The organism is Paenibacillus sp. p3-SID867 (assembly GCF_025142895.1).
Classification (GTDB): Bacteria; Bacillota; Bacilli; order Paenibacillales; family Paenibacillaceae; genus Paenibacillus_AQ.
In genome coordinates this window covers 318832-340332 of record NZ_JAMBDM010000009.1, presented here as the reverse complement: position 1 = coordinate 340332, position 21501 = coordinate 318832, and the positions used below count along the sequence as shown (strand labels likewise).

General features: G+C 46.4%; 19 protein-coding genes. 17 read left to right on the top strand and 2 right to left on the bottom strand.

Going from position 1 to position 21501, the window contains the following annotated elements; translation table 11 throughout:
- Window positions 1–194: 194 nt before the first annotated feature.
- The 10 genes from M4D81_RS20295 (at window position 195) to helD (ending at window position 13231) form a co-directional block, all read left to right on the top strand.
- Window positions 195–2465 carry a helix-turn-helix domain-containing protein gene (locus M4D81_RS20295; protein WP_260067852.1) on the top strand — a complete coding sequence of 757 codons (2271 nt, stop codon included), beginning with the start codon at window positions 195–197 and terminating at the stop codon, window positions 2463–2465.
- A 209-nt stretch (window positions 2466–2674) separates the two neighbouring features.
- Complete coding sequence (locus tag M4D81_RS20290; RefSeq protein ID WP_233354967.1) at window positions 2675–3640, top strand: ABC transporter permease; 966 nt, start codon at window positions 2675–2677, stop codon at window positions 3638–3640.
- 16 nt (window positions 3641–3656) lie between these two features.
- Entirely contained in the window at window positions 3657–4556 is a 900-nt protein-coding gene (locus M4D81_RS20285) for a carbohydrate ABC transporter permease (RefSeq protein ID WP_071220825.1), read from the top strand.
- Between the two features lie 53 nt (window positions 4557–4609).
- Window positions 4610–6259 carry an extracellular solute-binding protein gene (locus M4D81_RS20280; protein WP_260067851.1) on the top strand — a complete coding sequence of 550 codons (1650 nt, stop codon included), beginning with the start codon at window positions 4610–4612 and terminating at the stop codon, window positions 6257–6259.
- 68 nt (window positions 6260–6327) lie between these two features.
- Entirely contained in the window at window positions 6328–7413 is a 1086-nt protein-coding gene (locus M4D81_RS20275) for a glycoside hydrolase family 88/105 protein (RefSeq protein WP_260067850.1), read from the top strand.
- 367 nt (window positions 7414–7780) lie between these two features.
- The gene (locus M4D81_RS20270) at window positions 7781–8242 is read left to right on the top strand and encodes a MarR family winged helix-turn-helix transcriptional regulator (RefSeq protein ID WP_260067849.1); all 462 of its coding nucleotides are present in this window, start codon (window positions 7781–7783) and stop codon (window positions 8240–8242) included.
- Between the two features lie 24 nt (window positions 8243–8266).
- Window positions 8267–8881: an NAD(P)-dependent oxidoreductase gene (locus tag M4D81_RS20265; protein WP_260067848.1), complete on the top strand. Its 615-nt coding sequence runs from the start codon at window positions 8267–8269 to the stop codon at window positions 8879–8881.
- 15 nt (window positions 8882–8896) lie between these two features.
- Window positions 8897–9358: a DUF2269 family protein gene (locus tag M4D81_RS20260; RefSeq protein ID WP_071218911.1), complete on the top strand. Its 462-nt coding sequence runs from the start codon at window positions 8897–8899 to the stop codon at window positions 9356–9358.
- 150 nt (window positions 9359–9508) lie between these two features.
- Window positions 9509–10489, top strand: coding sequence for an aldo/keto reductase (locus tag M4D81_RS20255; protein ID WP_260067847.1), 981 nt, complete (start codon window positions 9509–9511; stop codon window positions 10487–10489).
- Between the two features lie 321 nt (window positions 10490–10810).
- Window positions 10811–13231, top strand: coding sequence for an RNA polymerase recycling motor HelD (helD, locus tag M4D81_RS20250; protein ID WP_260067846.1), 2421 nt, complete (start codon window positions 10811–10813; stop codon window positions 13229–13231).
- A gap of 249 nt (window positions 13232–13480) precedes the next feature.
- Here helD and M4D81_RS20245 read toward each other — a convergent pair whose 3' ends face one another.
- Complete coding sequence (locus M4D81_RS20245) at window positions 13481–14404, bottom strand: S66 peptidase family protein (RefSeq protein ID WP_260067845.1); 924 nt, start codon at window positions 14402–14404, stop codon at window positions 13481–13483.
- A 177-nt stretch (window positions 14405–14581) separates the two neighbouring features.
- Window positions 14582–15484, bottom strand: a complete 903-nt coding sequence (locus M4D81_RS20240) for a LysR family transcriptional regulator (RefSeq protein ID WP_260067844.1) — start codon at window positions 15482–15484, stop codon at window positions 14582–14584.
- 193 nt (window positions 15485–15677) lie between these two features.
- On the opposite strand from M4D81_RS20240, the gene M4D81_RS20235 reads away from it, so the two are divergent.
- The 7 genes from M4D81_RS20235 to M4D81_RS20205 all read left to right on the top strand — a co-directional run bounded on the left by M4D81_RS20235 (window position 15678) and on the right by M4D81_RS20205 (window position 21501).
- A complete protein-coding gene (locus M4D81_RS20235; RefSeq protein WP_260067843.1) occupies window positions 15678–16148 on the top strand; it encodes a DinB family protein in 471 nt (156 codons plus the stop codon).
- A 109-nt stretch (window positions 16149–16257) separates the two neighbouring features.
- The gene (locus M4D81_RS20230) at window positions 16258–16662 is read left to right on the top strand and encodes a nuclear transport factor 2 family protein (RefSeq protein ID WP_260067842.1); all 405 of its coding nucleotides are present in this window, start codon (window positions 16258–16260) and stop codon (window positions 16660–16662) included.
- A gap of 447 nt (window positions 16663–17109) precedes the next feature.
- Entirely contained in the window at window positions 17110–17670 is a 561-nt protein-coding gene (locus M4D81_RS20225) for a pyridoxamine 5'-phosphate oxidase family protein (RefSeq protein WP_071218919.1), read from the top strand.
- A gap of 62 nt (window positions 17671–17732) precedes the next feature.
- Window positions 17733–18665: a hypothetical protein gene (locus tag M4D81_RS20220; protein ID WP_260067841.1), complete on the top strand. Its 933-nt coding sequence runs from the start codon at window positions 17733–17735 to the stop codon at window positions 18663–18665.
- 345 nt (window positions 18666–19010) lie between these two features.
- On the top strand, window positions 19011–19745 hold the full coding sequence (locus M4D81_RS20215; protein WP_260067840.1) for an endonuclease/exonuclease/phosphatase family protein: 735 nt from the start codon (window positions 19011–19013) through the stop codon (window positions 19743–19745).
- 416 nt (window positions 19746–20161) lie between these two features.
- Window positions 20162–20755, top strand: coding sequence for a YdeI/OmpD-associated family protein (locus M4D81_RS20210; protein ID WP_260067839.1), 594 nt, complete (start codon window positions 20162–20164; stop codon window positions 20753–20755).
- A gap of 245 nt (window positions 20756–21000) precedes the next feature.
- Window positions 21001–21501, top strand: coding sequence for a MerR family transcriptional regulator (locus M4D81_RS20205; protein ID WP_071218923.1), 501 nt, complete (start codon window positions 21001–21003; stop codon window positions 21499–21501).

Below are 21501 nucleotides of genomic sequence, written 5' to 3'. Positions count from 1 at the left end.
ATATTGATAAAGAATATCAATTGTGGCGATTTACGAGTTGAACAAGATTGACTTAACATATAATGGGAAACTCAGGTAAGACGAAGCTCAGAACTAAACCACCTTAAACATAAAAATGAAGACAAATGTAAGCGCTTTAGTTATCTTAATACATAAGTGATTTTCTATAGAAAATAAGGGTATGGAGGGGTCCAATGAAGCGAATTCCAATGATGATGCAATTGGCATTAATCCTATTTTGCATCATGGCCATTCCGATGGCAATTTTAACCTGGTATAGCAGCTCTCAGATTCTACAGAATTCAGAGCATGCCTTTGCGGAAACTTCGCTTGCAGAATTAAATGCCAATCGCGAGCTTAATGAGAATGCTTTGAACAATTTGTCCCAGAATACGGTACGCCTAGGAGGCACCGACATCTTCGATCGAATCCGTCCTTATAAGTCTCTTGCAGAGCTTAAGACGAATTACATGAATGTAAGCAAAGCGATGGCGGTGCTCAAGGAATTGTTGAATCTGAATCAGAGCGTCGATGGGGTGTATTCATCTTTCTTTTACCTGGACGACGCGAATTACGTGATTTCTACGGACAGAGGCATAACGAGCTTGGACAGATACGAGTCCATCGACTGGCTGAACGAGGCGCTCATGGAGCAAAAAGGGATACGCGGCGTATGGTATCCGCGCAAGCTCGATTCGGGCGTTAATGTCTTATCGTTCGCACTTCCTTTAAACCGGTTGTCAACCGCTACACGCGGAACGATCGTTGTCAATCTGAAGGAGAGTCAAATCGAGCAGTATTTGCAATCATCGAAATCAGGCAAGCAAGGCTATTTGCTTATGAAGTCAAGCGGTACCATCATCTCTCATCACGACAAAGATTTATTGCTCAAGAACGCCTACGAGGAGCCGTTTATTCGCGAAATCGCCCGGCAAGCATTGCCTGAAGGGTACATGTTCCGCGAGCTTAACGGCGAGCGATTGCTATATGCGTGGTCCCCAACGAAAGAATTCGGTTGGACGAACGTAAGCATCTACTCGGTCGACGAATTGATGAATAAGCCCCTCACTTTGCAGAGAAGTATCATTTTGCTTACGATCGTTATTATTTTTGCGGGGTCCATACTGACGGTATTTATTGCGACATGGTTATCCAAGCCAGCCAGGGAATTGGTCCGCACGGTACGCGGCCGAGTCAATCCGGGGGTGCGCGATAAGAATGAGCTCGTCTTTCTGGAGGCGGCATTCAGACGCATGCAGGAAGAGGAAGAAGGGCTTTATAAGCTGCTAAGTATTCGCGAGCAGGGTGCTCAAAGCCACGCCATCCATAGTTTGCTGCGGGGTGAAGTGACGCCACAAGCGAAAGAGATTTTCCCGGACTTGCACTTTCTTGTAGCCGTCGTTTCCATCGACGGTTACCGAACTTATATAAGCCTGAACAATCCGGAAACGCGCAGTTACCATCGCTACTTGCTCATCTCCAAATGTGACGATTTATTCCCGAAAGATGTTCACGCGCGCTGCGTCTATCATGGTGACGGCCACTTCGCAATCCTGATCAACTACAGACAGGAGGAAGATGACAACTATAGACTTTCCATTTATGCGGCTTTAGACATGATGAGGAACAGTGCGGCGGAATTGCTGGAGCACTCCGTAACGATCGGCGTAAGCAGTCCCGCAGATTCAATTCGCCTGATCTCGGATCGCTTTGCAGAGGCGATGGAAGCGATCAAGCAGCGCATGATTGCCGGCAATGGCGGCATTACGTGCTGGAAGGAGGAAGAAGGGCGGGATAAAAAATACATTTATCCTGTTAACAGCGAAAGACGAATTCTGAACTTCCTTGGTCATAGCGATCTGGACTGCATCATCGAAGAACTAAGAATCATTCGTAACGAAATACGTTCTGCCGAATACGTGTCCTACGATAATATCCTATTCATCTATCATCAATTGGTTGGCGTGACCATTAAACACCTTAGGGAGAATGATGTTAGCACGGCGCGGATCTTCTCGACGCGGGGGAACATTTACGCTGCCCTTGCTTCTATAGATACGCTTGACGAGCTTGAAGAATATCTTATTGAATTTTACAGCGAGATTGTTCACTACCTTACGCGGTCACCGGGCGGGTCCAACAAATATGCCGATCGAATTATCCATTATTTGAATGAGCACTATCGTGAAGAAGTCGTGTTTGAAGAAATGGCTAAGCAAATCGGAATCAGTTACTCCTACATGCGAAAAATTGTCTATGAACAAACGGGTAAAAGCTTGTCCGACTATCTCAATTTGCTCCGAATCGAGAAGGCAAAGGAGCTGCTTCTTGACAGTAACCTGTCGATTGCACAGATTGCATCCGAGGTAGGCTACATGAATGTTCGAAGCTTCAATCGTCTGTTCCGAAAATTTGAAGGCATGCCGCCGAGCAGCTTCAAGCTGCAGAGATCCACAACCTCGTGAGCAGGACAATATTTGATTCAAATAGACAAAAATGATTCTTGGGTTCTCAGGAATAACGGATCGACTGCAATTTGGATCAATAGTGGCTGCAGCGTATCAATATTCGGCGTTTACCTTCGGACGAACGGGGCGATATGATAAATCCAACCTCGGGGCCACCGAGCCGGGGATATGAACCGGGAGAGATCACGTATGGAGGAGGTGAGATTTTGAAAGTCCAAGATGCAGCACCAGGAAATGAAACCGCTTTAATCCCCTTCGCAGGCAAGAAGCAGGGAACTCTCTATTATCTTCGTCGGGATTGGCAGCTCTATTTTCTGCTTCTCATTCCTTTAGCGTTTGTCTTGGTCTTTAAGTACGCGCCGATGAGCGGTCTTGTGCTTGCGTTCAAGGATTACAAGATTGCCCACGGATTCTGGAGCAGCGAATGGGTCGGTCTGGAAGTGTTTAAAGACATATTCGCAAAGCCCGATTTCGCTCGCGCCATCCGCAACACGCTTTTGCTGAATGTGTCGGACCTTATATTTAGCTTTACAATGCCGATTATACTCTCTTTGCTGCTAAACGAAGTCAAGAACGCTTTCTTCAAACGCGTGAATCAGACGCTGCTTTATTTACCGCACTTTCTGTCTTGGGTCATTATCGGCGCAATCGCTTATCAATTGTTGGGTGAAGGAACCGGTATGATCAATAATCTGATCGCGAATCTGGGGGGAACACGGATCCCGTTCCTTCAAGAGAACGTCAATTGGCTGATCAGCTACATCTTTATTGGCGTATGGCAAAGTATGGGTTGGGGAACTATCATCTACCTGGCTGCAATTAGCGGCATTAACCCCGAGCTGTATGAAGCGGCGGTCGTCGATGGTGCAGGCCGGTGGCGGAAAATGTGGAACATTACTCTGCCCTCGATCCGAGTGACGATCGTGACATTGCTGATTTTGAACCTTGGCCACGTGATGGCGGGTTCCTTTGAGCGTGTCTTTGCCTTAGCGAACAAAGCAACCACGGAGTTCACCACGACCATTCCCGTTCTGGTATATCGCTGGGGAATTGAAGGCGGCAACTTCAGCCGAGCAACCGCTCTCGGGTTGTTTCAAGCTGTCGTGGGGCTTGTCCTTATCTTAATTGCTGATCGGGTTGCCAAGAAATTGGGTGAAGATGGAGTCATTTAGAAAGGAGGAAGCGGCGATGAAGACATTCACTAGGAGCTACGCTGTGCGCCGCACCAGGAAACTGGACATATGGGATATTCTAATACGGCTCATACTTATTGCTGCCTCACTTGCCTGCTTGCTGCCATTCGTTCATGTCGTTGCCAAATCTTTAAGCGAAGACGCCTACGTCATCGCTAACAAGGTGTTTCTCTGGCCGGCGGGGTTCACTTTGGATGCGTACGGCAAAGTTTTTGCTGATCAGAGTATTCTGAGGTCTCTTTACATATCCGTAATCATTACGGTGCTGTTCACACTGATCGGCATGATCGTCACCATATGTGCAGCCTACCCGCTATCCCGTAAGCAGCTTAAAGGCCGTTCGTTTTTTAACTTCATCTTTATGTTTACGATGTTCTTTGGAGGCGGCATTATTCCCGAATATATGCTGATCAACAGCCTGGGGATGCTTGATACGATGTGGTCGCTTATATTACCGCTATCCTTTAGCGCATTTAACCTGCTGATCTTAAGGACTTCGATCTCCAGCAATATTCCGGCGAGCTTGGAAGAATCGGCACGGATGGATGGAGCGGGACATTTCAGGATCCTGTTCAGCATCGTACTTCCGCTCTCCAAGCCGATTCTAGCGACATTGTCCCTTTTTTACGCGGTCGGACGCTGGAACGCTTATCAGGACGCCCTATTCTATATTAAGCATAATGTCGATCTGCGGCCGCTGCAGTTGAAACTATATTACCTGGTGGTTCAGGCCAGCGAGAGCTTTCAGCTAGAGATGACGCAAGTCTCGCTCAGCAATCCTGAAGTGCTCAAAGCAGCATGTGTCGTTTTTGCAACATTACCGATCATTTGTGTCTATCCGTTCATTCAAAAGTATTTTGTTCAAGGAGTCATGCTTGGGGCTATCAAGGAATAGCGTTTCCAGATTCTTTTGCATCGATATTATGAGGATGTTAAGGGGGATATACGATGAGCAAACCGAAAACGAAAATCATGTCTTTGTTCATGGCTTTAATCTTCATTGCCAGTCTTATGGCCGGCTGCACGGGGAGCAGTACGAATGGTGAGAAGGAGCCTTCTCCAACGAATGAGGGGACTTCTCCAAGCCAAAACGCCGAAGGCAGCTATCCCGATTACTCGCAAGGTTTCCCGGAAAGAGTTACACTCGAAATTCCAGTATATGAGCGTGCGTTCGAAGGCTGGAACGTCACCGACAACTACTATACACGCTGGATTCAGAAGGAATTCGGCGACAAATACAATATCGAGGTCAAGTTCACGCCGATCGCTCGTACCAACGAAGTTACGACTTATCAGCAGCTGCTCGCAGCCGGCAAGGCGCCGGATATCATTTTCCACTACGACATGCCGCAAGCGCTTGCATACTATGGAGAAGGTGTTATGCAGGAGCTGGACTGGCAAGAGATTGAGCACTATGCCCCAACTTATTGGAGCAATTTGAGCGAGACGATTCTGCAATACGGCGTCGTTGACGAAAAAAACACCTTCTTCTTCGCTGCTCGTCCTGATTTCAGCAACTTTGTCAATATCATTCGTAAAGACTGGGTTGAGAAAGTAGGAATGAAAATCGAGGACTTGACTTCGCTCGAGAAGTACAATGAAATGCTCATGAAATGGAAGGAAGAAGGAATCGGCGTTGCCGGGGCCGGTTTGACACGGAACGTGTTCAATTATAGTTACGGATTCCGTGACTGGCCGGTTGATCCGAAGACGCACGCGCTTTATTCCGATCTATCCGTTGCGGATTTTACGACACCGGCAACCGAAGCCTGGCTGCGTAACCTAAGCTATCAATACCATAACGGACTTATCGATAAGGAGTTCTATCTGCGCGACGATGATAACAAGCTCAAGGCCGAGTTTGTTGCGGGAAATACGGGCACCTACGGTTTGTACCTGACCAATAACACCGATGCGTTTGAAGCAACGCTGAAGAATAATCCGGAAGCTGAATTTGCCGTGCTTCCCCCTGGCTCCGGCGTACCGGAGGGCAATATGCCCCAAGGACGCGCCGACTGGCCGTTTGGCTTGATCATGGGAATTAACCATGAATCGACGGAAGAGGAGCGTGCTGCTGTATGGATGTATCTCGAGTGGATGAGCCAAGCGGAGAATCTGATGTTCCTGCAGAACGGGGTGGAAGGTGAGAACTATACGCTCGATTCCGATGGCTTGCCGGTGAAAAAACCGGATTTCAAGGGCGAATCCGTACTCTCTCAGAACAATAACAAGGACTATTGGGCACTTGTAACGGAAGCACCATCCTTCGCAACGCCAGAGCTAACGCTTAAAGCTAACAAAAATAACTGGACGCCTGCGGGTTATGAGCAAATTGTCGAAGACATGATTCAATATCGAAACGAGACCAAACCATACCAGACGCCGGATCCGCTGTTCACCGTAGTCCTTGAGAAGGTTACCGAGTATAAGGCGGATTTGAACAACCTCTTCCAAGAGCTGTATCTCGACATTATCCTTGCGCCAGCAGACCAGTTCGATGCGAAATACGAAGCGGCCAAGCAGAAATTCCTCGACGCCGGCTATCAAGAGATTTTGGACGAGAAGCAAAAAGCGATTGATGCAGGTCAATTCCGGTAATCACGAAAATCACCAAAACTCCGAGCTCCTGCCAAAAAGCGGGGGCTCTGGATGATATGGAGGGCAATATGAATCTGAAACTAGATATCGATTTAGAAGATTTAAAGCAAACCGCCAAGCGTGTTTCAGATTATACGTTCGGGATGGATTTGACGTGGGATTGGCCGGGCGGTGTCGCATTCTATGGGATTAGCCGACTGTTCGAGGTGACTGGCGAGCAAGCTTACCTGGAACGGATGATCGATTGGGTGGAGGAGTACTTAGAGGCGGGCATTCCGGAAGGATGGACCGTGAACACCTGTGCGATGGGGCATATGCTGCTGACCCTGTATGAACAGACGAAGGATCAAAAATATCTGGATCTCATTTTAAGCAAGATTGATTATTTGGAGCATCATGCTTTGCGTTTCGGCGACCGGGTCCTTCAGCATACGGTGTCGGCTAACAATGACTTTCCGGAGCAGTGCTGGGCGGATACTTTGTTCATGGCGGCATTTTTGGAGCTTCGGGTCGGCGTGCTCCTCGGGAAGAAGGTGCTCATCGACGACGCGCTCCATCAATTCGAACGGCATATTCATTACTTGCAAGATGAGGATTCCGGGCTGTGGTACCATGGCTATAACCATGTCAAAAAGGACCATATGTCCGGCATTCATTGGGCGCGCGCTAACGCCTGGGCAGCCTATACGATGTCCCGAGCGGCAAGAGGGCTGCCGGAAGGCTATCTTTATCCTCCCATGATGCACATTTGGAGCTCCTTACGCGACCAGTTGGCGGCAATTAAACGGATGCAGCATGAGGACGGTCTGTGGGGCACCGTGCTCGATTACCCGGAAGCTTACGGCGAAGTATCGGCTACAGCGGGTATTGCAGCAGCGATGGTGATGCAGGGCAATCCGCTGCACGCGAAATATGTGAGAAAAGCCTTGGCCGGCATTCTCGCCAATATAGCGGATAACGGACGGGTTCTGAACGTGTCCGGGGGAACGGCGGTCATGAACGACATCGAAGGATATCTCGGCATTGACCGGAAATGGGCACAAGGCTGGGGACAAGGATTGGCGCTTGCGTTCCTGTCGTCGGTTGTTGAAGTTGTCGAAGCTCAAGGAGATCGCGAGCCTAGGAGACGTAGCGATCAAGTCGAAAAGTATTGATGCGGGGAGATAACGGGCATTGGCAGGTTCCGGCAAACTCAAGAATAAGTTTTAGAGCAGCAGACCACAACACATTCAAACGCCAATAATTGAGAGAGGTAGTCCGGAATCATGTTTGGTGAGCTGCAGGAAGAAATTTCATTTCTACGAGGATATACACACTTAGCATTCAAAGTCGCGATAATCGCGGCTTTTTTTTATAAAGGATCGCAATCTATTATCTAAATGGATAGAAAATATTCGAAAGTAGAAGCTTGGAATGGTAAACAAACTGGAATTCTGTTGTAAGCCATAAATTTAGTTGCTATCACCAACTAAATTCAAATATAATGTATATAGTTGGTTAAATATACTAATGGGGTTGAATATGATGAAAAGGATTGAATTCCAGAACGAATCGTACGGAAAAGAAATAACCGCAATCAATCGACATTTGCATATGCTGCTTACTCCGCGTCTTGCCCCGCTTCGCTTGGGATTTGGGCAACACATGTTTTTGCTGATGCTCTCAATGAAAGAGGAGGTGAATCAGAAAACACTAAGCGAGCAATTGATGGTCGACAAGACAACGACGGCAAAGGCGATCCGCAAGCTTGAATCTGAGGGTTATATTCGCAAAGAAATTGACCCCATCGATCTACGGAACCAAAAGATATATCTAACCGATTCCGGAAGGGCTGTCGTTCCGAAGATTGAGGAAGCGCTAGCAGAAGTAATGGAGATTGGAACAGAAGGGATCTCAGCAGAAGAGTACCTGGAATTAATGAGGTTGTTAAAAATCATATTAAACAATTTGAACAAATATGTACAAACTTCAACTCGTCAGTGATTCTAATGAGCAGGGGAGATGGATATGAGAATAACCGTCATAGGTTCAACGAGTCCGACAGGACTGGAGGTTCTAAAGTACGGTAAGACGCGTGGGCACGAGCTTATTGCGTTTACAAGACGCCCGCAGTTGTTAAGTATGGATCAGAGCTTTGACAAGATCGTAACTGGAGATGGACTTCATAAATCTGACGTTCTTCAAGCGATTGACGGAAGTGATGCTGTAATTGCGATTATCGGCGGCAAAACCGATATAGCCGGCGTTACGGAAACAATTATTAGATCGATGCAGGAAAGAAAAACCCGGCGTCTCATTTTTGTCAGCTCTTATTTACTCGAAGCCAAACGCCCCAGAATCTTCGCTTCATTCGCAAGATGGATCTTTCGTCACGAATTGACGGAACTTGATAAAGCCGAGAAAATCATCCAGGAGTGTGACCTTGATTGGAGTATCTACCGACCAGCTCAATTAAATAATAACCCTTCAACCGGAAAGATAAGAGTTCAGGAACAACGTCATGGTTTCGCTTCCGGTCCATATCAAATTTCTAGAGCAGACTTGGCCAAGGTATTAGTTGATGCTCTTGATAACAATGCGAACTTCAGGAAAATATATTGTGTTACTTGGAGCAAGGAATAGAGAGGGGATGAGGAGATGTATTACCTGTATACTTCACTGTTAGTGTTCCATATTCTATCCGCAATTTTTGGAGTTGGACCGGTGTTTCTGTTCAATATGATTTTGAAGCGGGCGAAGTCGGCGGAACAGTTGAAATATGCTCATCATATCGTTGAAAAATTGAACCGAAATGCCAATGTTTCATTTGGCGTCATCCTCATATCAGGATTATTGATGGGCTGGATAAACCCTTACTTATTTCAAACGGAATGGTACATCGCTTCGCTAGTTTTGTTTTTCATCTCAGGCATGTATGCGATCTTTGCGGTTGAACCCATTCTGAAACAAATGCAAGGAATCGCGTCCAATCCGTCAGGGCCTGGCGAGATTTCTTCAGAGTATAAGACGTTATTTCAGAGAAAGCAATCCCGAGATATGGTGGCAAACCTAATAGCAGTCATGATTATCCTTCTTATGGTGATTAAGCCCGCATTTTAAGGAATGAGTATATACCTGGGAGGGCCTGTCGATCCAATAGGCATACAAAGTCCCAGAAATCGCGCCAATATAAATAGTTGGTTCTATATGAATTAAGGATTGACCTAGAGTTAACTGTAGGTGATAGACTACATGTAAGGAGGGATCTTCATGGAATATGTGAAACTAGGGAATACCGGGCTCGACGTATCCCGCATCTGTCTTGGATGCATGGGATTTGGCGAAGCAGAGCGGTGGGTGCATCAATGGGTGCTTAATGAGGAAAACAGTCGTCCTATTATTAAAAAGTCTTTGGAGCTCGGCATCAACTTTTTCGATACGGCGAATGTGTACTCAGACGGTACAAGTGAGGAGATTGTGGGTCGCGCATTGAAGGATTATGCCAATCGGGATGAAATTGTCCTCGCGACCAAAGTTCATTTCCGCATGCACGAAGGTCCTAACGGTATGGGTCTGTCCCGGAAAGCAATCATGAGTGAAATCGACAAAAGCCTCAAGCGCTTGGGTACCGATTATGTCGATCTGTACCAGATCCATCGTTGGGATTATAATACGCCTATCGAAGAAACAATGGAGGCTCTTCATGATGTGGTGAAAGCCGGAAAGGCCCGCTATATCGGAGCTTCAGCCATGTATGCATGGCAGTTTCTAAAAGCGCAGCATGTTGCCGAGATGAATGGCTGGACTCGGTTCGTCTCGATGCAGAACCATTATAACCTCATTTACCGGGAAGAAGAACGCGAAATGATGCCGCTGTGCAAATCCGAAAAAATCGGTGTTATACCCTACAGCCCATTAGCATCGGGACGATTGACTCGCGATTGGTCGGAAACGACGCACCGTTCCGAAACAGACATGGTTCAAAAATCCAAGTACGATGCCACTGCGGATGCCGATCGGGTAATTGTGGAGCGGGTTGCAGAGATTGCGGCAGAGCGAGCCATTCCCCGTGTACAGGTTGCTCTTGCCTGGTTACTGCAAAAACAACCGGTTACAGCACCTATCGTTGGTGCGACCAAAATTTCGCATCTCGAAGATGCAACAGCTGCTCTTTCGGTCAATCTCACACCGGAGGAGATTGCCTCCCTTGAAGAGCCGTATGTACCTCACCGGGTTGTGGGCGCGTTATAACCTGTCACGACCAAACCATCATAAAGAAAAACACGTAAACGCCAGCGGACTAACATTGGATAAAACCGGGTTGCGGGAACTCTTCCTACAACGCGGTTTTTTTGATTTTACGGGAAAATAAAAAAACTTGGCAGATGCGCCAAGGAGTACAAAAACCAATTGAACACAAAAAAGCGCTATGCTATAATCAGTAGCGCAATTGAAAATCATGATGAAACCGATATCATAATTTCTTATCCTAATCTAATTGTACATCGGTGACCCTGATTTGTCAATGCACATTTTTCGGACCAGATTGAGAAGGAGTGTGTTCAGAAAAACATGGAAGAAGCGAAGGAATGGCAGTTAGAACAAGAACGGCTGGATCAGGTAAGGGGTAAGATGAAAGCGAGGATCGACCAGTTGGAACCAAGCGTTACCGGGATGCGCGATCAGGCTGCTGAGATTCGCAGGCGATTCTGGGAAGAGGTTACGGTCAACACGAGCTCGGACGAAGAGTTTGAAGAAACATTTTATACGATTAAACAACAGGCTGCGGTGTTATCCGAAAGGGAGCGTCGTCACCGGCTTCTGACGCAGCAATGGAGGAGCTTACATCGGCTGCTGCCGTCGCCTTATTTTGGGCGTGTTGATTTTCTAGAGGACGGCCTGAATGTGAGCGAGCAGATTTATATCGGCGTATCATCCTTCGTCGATGAAGATGAATTGAGCTTCCTGGTATATGATTGGCGCAGTCCCATCGCGAGTCTTTACTACGACCATTCCCCCGGTGCGTCCTCTTACGTCACGCCGGTCGGGCAGATCACGGGTATGATGGAGTTGAAACGGCAGTATCAGATTCACGATGGACAAATCCGTCATATGTTTGATGCGAACGTAACAATCGGCGACGAGCTGCTCCAGCAAATGCTGGCCAAAGGCGCGGACTCCCAAATGAAGAGTATCGTATCAACCATCCAGAAGGAACAAAACGCCATCATCCGAAACGATTTTAGCCGGCTGCTTATCGTGCAGGGGGCGGCTGGCAGTGGGAAGACCTCCGCAGCCTTGCAACGTGTGGCGTATTTGCTATACAAAAACCGCGATTCGCTTAAGGCAGACCAGATCGTACTTTTCTCGCCCAATCAAATGTTCAACAGTTATGTATCCACTGTCCTTCCCGAGCTCGGCGAGGAGAACATGCAGCAGACGACTTTTCAGGAATATCTCGAATATTGGCTGGGTTCATCCTTCCATGTCGAGGATCCCTTCAATCAGATCGAATATGTGCTGACTGCACAATCAACTCCGACTTACGAGGCTCGTCTTCAAGGGATGAAGTACAAGGCATCCGAAGCTTTCATGAGGGCCCTGCAGAATTATGCGAAGTGGCTGGGGCGGGAAGGCATGCTGTTCAAAGGCATTCGGTTTCGGGATCGTGTTCTGATAACGTCGGAGCAAATGAGAACCCAATTTTACAGCTACGATCCTTCCTTGAGCTTAGCCAATCGTGTTGATCTCTTACAAAAGTGGCTTCTGAAGGAACTTTCATTACTAGAGCGCAAAGAGCGGAGGGCGTCCTGGGTTGAGGAGGAGGTTCAATACCTCGACAACGAGCAATATGCGGACGTATTCAGCGAGCTGCATAAGGATAGGGAAGTGTTTGATATCGCCGAGCGTTATGCCGTTGTTTACGAGAAAATAAGAAATAAGCGCAGAGAAGATGAAGGTGACTTTGACTTCGCCGAGCGGGAGGAAGACATGCTCAGCCAAAGGATTGTGAAGATGAGCTTCAAACCGCTAAGGCAAGGCGTGAGGAGATTTTCGTTTATCGATGTCCAAAGCTTATACGTCCAATTGTTTGATGATGAAGCTGCTTATCAAGAGAAGGCGAATGAGACCGAGATCCCCGTTCTATGGTCTGAAATTTGTAGGCAAACCAAAGAAAAGCTGGACCGGCTCGAATTATTCTATGAGGATGCGACTCCGTATTTGTATTTAAAAGAACTGATCGAAGGCGTTCGAACGAACACGGAGATTCGGTATGTGTTCGTCGATGAGGGGCAGGATTATTCGCCGTTTCAATATGAGTATCTCAAGAAACTATTTCCGCGTGCCCGCATGACGGTACTCGGTGATTTCGGGCAGGCGATCTTTACGCAGTCTACCAAGCTGCATGAGTCCGATTCGCCGCTGGTTCGACTTTATGGTGAAGCCGAAACCTGCTTGATCCGCCTTGTGCGCAGCTATCGTTCAACACGGGAGATTGTGGAATTTACGAAAACGCTGCTCTCTGCTGAGTTGGAAATCGTCCCCTTTGACAGGAGCGGACATAAGCCGCTTCTTGTGAAGTTAGATGACAAAGAAATGCGTGATGCACGAATACTGAAAGACATCGCGGCACTTAAAGCCGAGGGCTTAGACTCTATTGCCGTCATTACGAAGACTGCGGCTGAAAGCCACGCAGCCTTTGAATCTTTAAGGGAGCAAGGAAGCGAAGCATTGCAGCTCATTACGAAGGAGACGGTCACCTTTGAAAGAGGAGTTATGGTTATTCCCGTATATCTCGCCAAGGGTGTTGAGTTTGATGCTGTTCTGATTTATGAGGCATCACCTCAAGCTTACAGCCGGGATAACGATCGCAAACTTCTGTATACAGCATGTACGCGGGCCATGCACCGACTTCATGCATACACAACGGACGATTGGTCACCGTTCGTGCAGGCATTGCCTGCTGATTTATATGAGAAAGCAGCATATTGACGGATCGGTGATGATGCCCTCGAGGAGAAAAAAAGCAGGGATCATGTCAGCTCCTATGCAAACAAAGGCGCTGATTCGCTCGTATGAAAACATGCAAACAGCCTTAGCCGTTAGTCGGCCAAGGCTGTTTTTTTTGCGCTTATAAGGCTGAACCGTGCGTCATTCATTACAAGGGTAGGGGATTTTCCTTGCCGGCTCAGAATTGTGGAGCTTGTCGAAAGACATGACCTTTTATCGTCTTAGCCGAAGTTAAACGCTGACTGTAGGTTCAACCGTAGTTATTCTATTATTGACGGAATCGAGTTGTACTGTTGCGCCAATTGGCAAAGCGGCTTTATACATCCCATGTCCTGTAGCAAGATTTGTTATAAGCGGCTTGCCGAGAGGTACAACAAATTCGTTGATTAAATCTTCATAGGATATGCCATAAGCCGCCTGGCAGCCTGAGCATTCTCCCATAATAATGCCGATGCAGTCATTAAATTTACCGGCAAGCTTTAAATCGTTCAAGTATCTGTAGACGGTATTGGTAGGTTCATGCGTTTCTTCAAGAACGAGAATTTTACCCCGTGTATCGATTTCGAATGGCGTGCCCAGTGTATCGACAAACGATGTGAGATTCCCCCCCACAAGCTGCCCCGTCACGTTGCCCGGAATACGACTTATCAGCGGCATCCCTGGCGGATTCAAGATTGGCCGGGTTAGTGAATACACGGATGTCGCGGAAAAAAACTGATCGAAATTATAAGCGGGCGTTTCGGGTTTGAAGTCAATAAGCATCAGACTATGGAATGTTATTAAATCTACATATTGATGCAGTACATTTAATAGTACCGTGATGTCGCTGTACCCCGTGACGATTTTTGGATTATTTCGTATCTCATTATAATCAAGGTACGGAAGAATTCCTGCCACGCCTGTACCGCCTCTGGTAGGCAGTATCATTTTTACCTGCTCATCTCGAAACATCCTCATTAAATCGGAGGCTCGCTGCTCGTCTGTGCCGGCAAGAAACCCGTTTTGCGCATATACATATTGACCCAATACAACATTAAGCTCCATTGCTCTCAAATATTCGATTCGTGCATTAATTATGCCTGCAGCGAGCGGGCTGCCCAAGGTAACGATTCCAACGGTATCGCCCCTCTGCAAGATTGGCGGAGGTATCGGCATATTCTTTTCTTCCCTTCCTGAGAATAGAAGAAGCGATCGTGATCATGTCTTTAGAATATATTGGCTAGATTCGCAATGCAGTACTAAAAAAGAATTTTGAAATGTTTGTATTCATTCTTAGTTGAGATAGTGGAAGGGAGAAGGCTTGAGCAGGTTTGATACTGGTGGTGCTACCTTCTACGAAGACTTGGATTGATGGATAGCTGTGTCGATGTAGGCTCTCAAAGTCTTGATAAACGTGCCCATGGCGTATCCGACATACCTGTCGCTGCGGTAGATCAGACAAATGTCCTGTGAAGGCGTAGGGTTCCTGAGGTGCACGACCTTGATGTCCGGATTGTGAAGATTCTCCAATAGAAGTCGTGGCAGAACACAAGCGCCGACTCCGCTCTGTACCATCTGAAGGAGGGAAGATAACGTCGTCGTCACCAAATGCGACTGTAGTGTAAACCCGTTGTCCATGCAAAAGCGGTCAATCAGCTTGCGGCATTGGTGGTCTCCTGGGAACATGACCATCTTTAAGCCTTGCAGCCTGTTCAAGGGGATGAAATTCTCCGTGGCAAGGGGATCATTCATACTTACAGCCAATGAGAACTCCTCATGAAACAGGGGAATTGTCGTGAGACGTTCATCGATAACAGGTCCAATGGTTACGCCCACATCGATGCTTCGATCCAGGACTTGTTCGGTTACTTTCGTGGTTTCCAAAAGGGACAGTGAGAGGGTGGGGTAGGTCTGATGGAAGTTTAATAGCATGGCATTGAACATGAGATCCGCGTCACCGGGCAAGACCCCGATGGAAAGGGAGCCGCCTTGCATTTGCTTCAGATCTGCTATGGCGTCGCCCGCTTGCTGCAGATGTCTGAAAACGGCAGCACCGTGTTCACGAAGAATGGCTCCAGCGTCAGTAAGGACAATGGTTTTTCCCACACGATCGAACAACAGAACTCCGAGTTCTTCTTCCAATCTTCTTATCTGCTGGCTAATGTTGGGTGCGCTGACTCCCATTTTTTCGGCAGCTCTCGTGAAATGAAGCTCTTCACAAATGGCCATGAAATATTGCAGTTGTTTTAACTCCAATGCTCGCACCTGCTTTCTAATGCATCGTGTATCATGCTCAATCCTTATTGTTGCTCCGACTTCTTCTTCTGTCAACGAATAATCGTTAACTGATACTTAACGTTCCGGTAACGCCCACTGCATTGATGGTTAGTTCCGTAAGACATAAAATGGGAACATATCAAGCGGTTCTCACGATAAAGGAGGAATTAGCATGTCGGAAATGATTATCAATACGGCAACAACCGCACGTCAAGTGCTGCAGCAGCAGGTGCAGGCGATCCCGGAGGAACTGTTCGATATCCAACCGGCTAGTTTCAATAATACGATCCGTTGGAATGTCGGCCATATGATTTATTGGATGGATAAGTATTCTCCCTTGATCTTCGACTCCACGCCTATCGTACCGGGCTCTTATGAAACGCTGTTTAACTCTGGAACAAAGCCCTTGGATTGGACGGTTGCTCCTCCATCGAAGGAAGCGATGGTCGAGATGTTAACGGCGCAGCTTTCCCGTATCACTGAGTTGAAGCCTGAAATGCTGGGCGAGGAGTTTTCGGCTCCGTTTGACTTGGGACCGTTCCATTTCAACACCTCTGGTGAGCTGTTAAACTTTATCCTGATTCACGAAGCTTTTCACCTTGGAACGATTTCGAGCCAGTTAAAGGTTCTTTCGTCGAGTTAACCAATGTTAAGCAAGATTCCTATTTTATGACGTCGCACCATTCAAAAACGATGCAATGAAATCTCAATATTTGGAGCAACCAATAAACCATAATGAGGAGGATTCTGTGATGGAGAAATCTCTAGACTCAGTCCAATCCCGAACATGTGAAGGGTTTGATGCCTTTAGGCATGCGTTGGAAACGGGGGATACGGCTGATTTTCTTAATAAGGTTACGGAAGATTTTCATTTCTCTGTTCCGCTCCCGCTAGAGGGGTGGAATCATGAACAGCAAGGCAAAGAGCGGTTTGAGGAATTGGTCAGGTTCGAGCGCTCCGTATTTCAGATGCAGCTCACTCCGCTCATCGTTCTTGAGAATGAGGACAACGGGATGGTGGTATTTCGCTCGGAAGGCTTGTTGAATGGGCGGCCTTTTCGTAATGAGCTTGCAATCGTCTTCGAATTCGAAGCAGGGCGGATCCGCTCCTTCCGCGAATATGTAGGTATGCCGTTAAAAAACTACGAGAACCCATAATAGATACAATAGCTGCAGTGTATATTGGAAGCCAGACTCCATTCGGATCAGGCTTCCAATACATGTTCCAGACGTACACGCTCAATTAAACGCTTTCGGCCTTGTCAGTATGCTTTATGAGCTGCAATTCTACTTATCCTTCAGATTAATTCTAAAAATATCCCCCGCATTACCACCAAATACCATCATCCCGCCTTCAGGCAGTACTACCGAGTAATTGTTGCTTGCCTCCCGCGAAGAGCTCGTTGTCTCATTCATAACCGAAGTGTATCTAAGCGTGTTAAGAATATATTATATTTATGGGCCGTCTTCGAATACAATGAACGTATAGCCAAGCACGAGATCAAGCCTGAAGCAGCGATCCGTCCCCAATGCCTTAGAGCGCGACTAGGGGCCGGTGTTCACGGGTGAATCAAACCAAATACAAGTTTATCGGAGGGGATTCGATTGGGAAAACAGTTTCCGGCCATGCTCCCCGAGCATATGGCCTTCATCCGAAAGCAGCAGCTGTTCTTTGTCGGAACGGCGCCCATGTCGAGGGATGGGCATGTTAATCTGTCACCGAAGGGATATGACACGTTTCGGATATTGTCCGATCGTAAGGTTGCGTATTTGGATTTGACCGGAAGCGGCAATGAGACCAGCTCCCATCTCGAAGAGAATGGTCGTATCACGATGATGTTCTGCGCATTCCAGGGGCCGCCGAACATCCTGCGCCTATATGGAACTGGAACGGTGATTCTCCCAGAGGACAACGAGTGGGAGCAGCTATACGGAATGTTCGAGCCGCTGCCTGGAGTCCGGCAGATCATTATGGTCGATATACACAAAGTCCAGACGTCCTGCGGCTATGCGGTTCCATTCATGTCGTTCGAGAAAGAGCGAGAGACGCTCCAGCGGTGGGCGGAGCAAAAAGGAGAAGAAGGCTTGCACAGTTATTGGCAGGAAAAGAACTTGAGCAGCCTCGACGGATTGCCGACGTCTCTTGGGAAACGTATAAGGAGATAGCGGTTGGTATCTCGCGGCTGGACGATGGGATAAGAGTGACTTAAGGAGGTTGAAGATGGAACATGGAACATTCCCAAATCGTACATACAATCCTTGCTAAATTAGGTAATGAACGTTTGATTACGGAACTGACAACAAAATTGTCGCAATCGGAGATGACTACGCTTCTTCTCGCGCTTTCACAAGAAATGACGGCTCAAAGTTCTCCCGTCGACTTGTTAAACAAATATGCCACGAATCGTTTTGTGAAGCCTTCCGAGCTCAGTCCAATTAAACTGAAGAAAATAGAGCTTGATATGCTCGAATTGGCAGAAAATAGGGGATTTACCTCATTGGAGCTTTCTCCAGCTAGTCCGTTGGGAAGCTGTTCAGTGATTGCAAAGGTTGATCAAAACAAGGTGATATCAGCAACAAGAGGCGTTGAATTGATGTCGGACAGCACCAATATGCTTGCGATTTATCTGGCGAATGGCATAAAGAACAAATCAATAAACAACAGCATCAACGATGTGCATGTTTGCGCAGCTAGCAGAGTCACTCGAGGGCAATGGTATAAACAGGCCAACGTCCTGCCTCATTTCGGTTTATTTACCTTGGTTAGTTCAGGAAAAGATACCGGTTCATATCGCTTCGAGAAAGATACACTGACCCGGCACATCGCATTCTATCTCCATTATTATGGTGGGAAGCTTGGTCAGGAGACAAAGGTATTTCTTCATATGCGCAAGGGCTATACCGATTCAGAAGGTTTCCTGGACAGAATGGTCGATCATTTGAATGTAGAGTTTCCCTCCTGCTTATTTATCGAAGACAGGGTAGAGAGCAGCAACCAGTATTATAAAGGCCTGAACTTCGAAGTGAATGTGAATGGAGTGAATATAGTAGATGGTGGTTTCGTGGATTGGACTCAGCAATTGCTCGGGAACAAGAAGGAACGATTGTTGATTAGCGGGACGGGCATGGATTTACAGTTGATCACCGGAATGATTCAATGAACGAGGCAGTTACAATCAAAAAAAGGTAGGACAACAACATATACGAATACGAAGTCGCTGAAATCGCGGCTTTTTTGTTATAACATGCAAGTTAGAGAATGGGAGTTTTAATATACTTCTATACCCGCTTTTCGTTGTTTGTCTCGGATCGACTGCTTGATGTAAGGAATGTGTTTTCTGAAACAACATTTTTAGCATTATTTCCATTAATTGAGAGTCATGAATGATGTCCTTTTGTGAAAAAATAACAAAGAGTTTTAGTTTTCATCGTTTCCTCTGGCATATTATCTTTTTTCTCTATTGTAAACTATACGAATGATACATCAAACGGAAAAGGTGAATTCTATGGATGACAATATCAATCTGAAAGTGATGTCCTACAGTATACGTCACGGAAAAGGATTAGATGGGAAAGCAAGCTTGAGCCGCATAGCGGAAGTGATCACAAAAGCTCAACCGGATATTGTTGCATTGCAAGGTGTGGACCGTTTTATGCCCCGAAGCGGCTTTCGAGATCAGCTGAAAAGGCTGGCTAAACTGCTCGGGATGCACGCTTGTTTCTCTCCTAGCGTAAATCTCATTTTTGTTCAATATGGAAACGCCATTTTAAGCCACTATCCGATAATTTCAAAAGAAATTCAGTATATTGGCGGGTCTAAAGAGAGAAGGAGCATCTTAGTGGTAAAACTGCAAATCAATGAAAATGTGGTTACAATAGTAAATACCCATTTGGGGGTACATATGAAAGAACGGATAAAACAGAACCCAATTCTTTGGAGTGCTTTAGAGAAACTGGAACAGCCGACGATCCTGGCAGGGGACTTTAATATGAGTATGGACGATCCTTTCATGAAACGGTTGAGCTCCCGGTGGACAAAAGTCACTCTTCAGAACAACCTGCCTACCATGGAAAATGGTATGGAGATCGATCACATCTTTGTAAACATGCCGACAGAACTGGCCACAGCCAAGGTTCTTCCTTATGGTGCTTCGGATCATTATCCGGTCATTGCAGAAATTCGCTGGCAGTACTCTAAAAGTAAGGCTGAGGTCGGCGAGAACTCTTCTAACCTGTTATAAAAAACAATGACAAGGGTCCAGTTTACCGTGTAAATAGCGGGCTTTTTTATTTTTAAGTCTAGTTTATATACGTTATTGACACGACACCAAAAATTGGCCTACAATTGAATCGTCACTAAATGGTGTCCTATTAGTGAATCAACACAATGCTTTGGATAAGGTCATCCTTAACTGAGAATGAGTTTAACATTATCATGGATTTACAATTCAAGACATAGATCGAGAAGCTTTAATTTCGCGCGGAGCTGGCCGCCCCGGTGCTCGTAAACGGATTGGGATTGGCGCATCCCATTTAGATTATAGAAGTATCGGTTGAACAAAACAGGACCGTACGAAGCATGTGAAAACCACAGGCTTTTAGATTTATCGTAACGCAATCGAGCAAGTTAAAACAAAAAAACAGAAGGGGGTAGCTTATGGTAAATGGTGAGAGGAATTCAAAGATTGATCCCTATTTTAACAAACTTAAGAAGTGGAAAGAAGAATTTAAGCTGCTGAGAGAAATCGTTCTTGACTGCGGGTTGACCGAGGATTTTAAGTGGATGCATCCTTGTTACACGCTTGACGATAAAAACATCGTTTTGATTCATGGCTTTAAGGATTACTGTGCGCTTCTGTTTCACAAAGGGGCGTTGTTAAAAGATCCCCATGGGATTCTAATCCAACAAACCGCAAATGTTCAGGCAGCGCGCCAGATCCGGTTCACGAATGTTCAGGAGATAGATGAGATGCAACTTATCTTGAAGACATACATTGATGAAGCCATCGAGGTTGAGAAAACCGGTTTGCAAGTGAACTATAAAAAGAATACGGAATACATCATACCGGAAGAATTAGAAAGTAAATTCGTAGAAATGCCCGATTTAAAAACGGCTTTTGAAGCATTGACACCGGGACGACAAAGAGCGTACATTTTGCATTTTTCTTCACCCAAGCAATCCAAAACCCGTGAGTCAAGGGTTGAAAAATATATCTCGCATATCCTCAGTGGCAAGGGATTAAATGATTAGTATATGTTATCTTTTTTTGGAAGGAATAGAACATACATAGATTAAACTCCGCGTTAAACGCGGAGTTTTTTGTTTGCAATTAACCGTTATCAGGGGTGATTTCCCTATCCCATGGATCACTGCTTTAGATAAGAGAGCAATCCAAACAAATTTCAACAAAAAATAAATTTCGGTTGCACCTAACGTAACGTCATCTTTTATAATTAATCTACCGGTACATAGTTAGCGCTAACAAAGGAGCTCTTATGAAACGATATTGGAAAGTGGGGGAGCTTGCTAAACAAACGGGACTCACCGTGCGGACTTTGCGATTTTACGATCAAATCGGTTTGTTCTCGCCATCGGGCAAGACGGAGTCCGGTCATAGGCTGTACGACGAATCTGACCTGTCACGCCTGCAGCAGATTATATCGCTTAAAGAATTAGGCTTATCTTTGGAGGATGTAAAGCTCATCCTGAAGGACGAGCAGATCAGCCCACTAGAGATCGTCAAGCTGCAAATAGCCCGAATCAAGGAACAAATCAAGGTGCAGCAGCAGCTTCTTGAACAGCTTCATCATCTATCCAAGTCGATGCAGGGGATGGCGCCATTAGCGGTTGAAGACTTCACTGACCTCATGCAAGCGATTAAAAAAAGCCATGAGAAGTTAGTCATCGAGCGGAGAACGAGCTGGGAGCACCATTTGGATGTATTGGGTAATTTTATTGCCGAGGAAGAGAAAAAATCGAAATCTAGGGAGGATTAA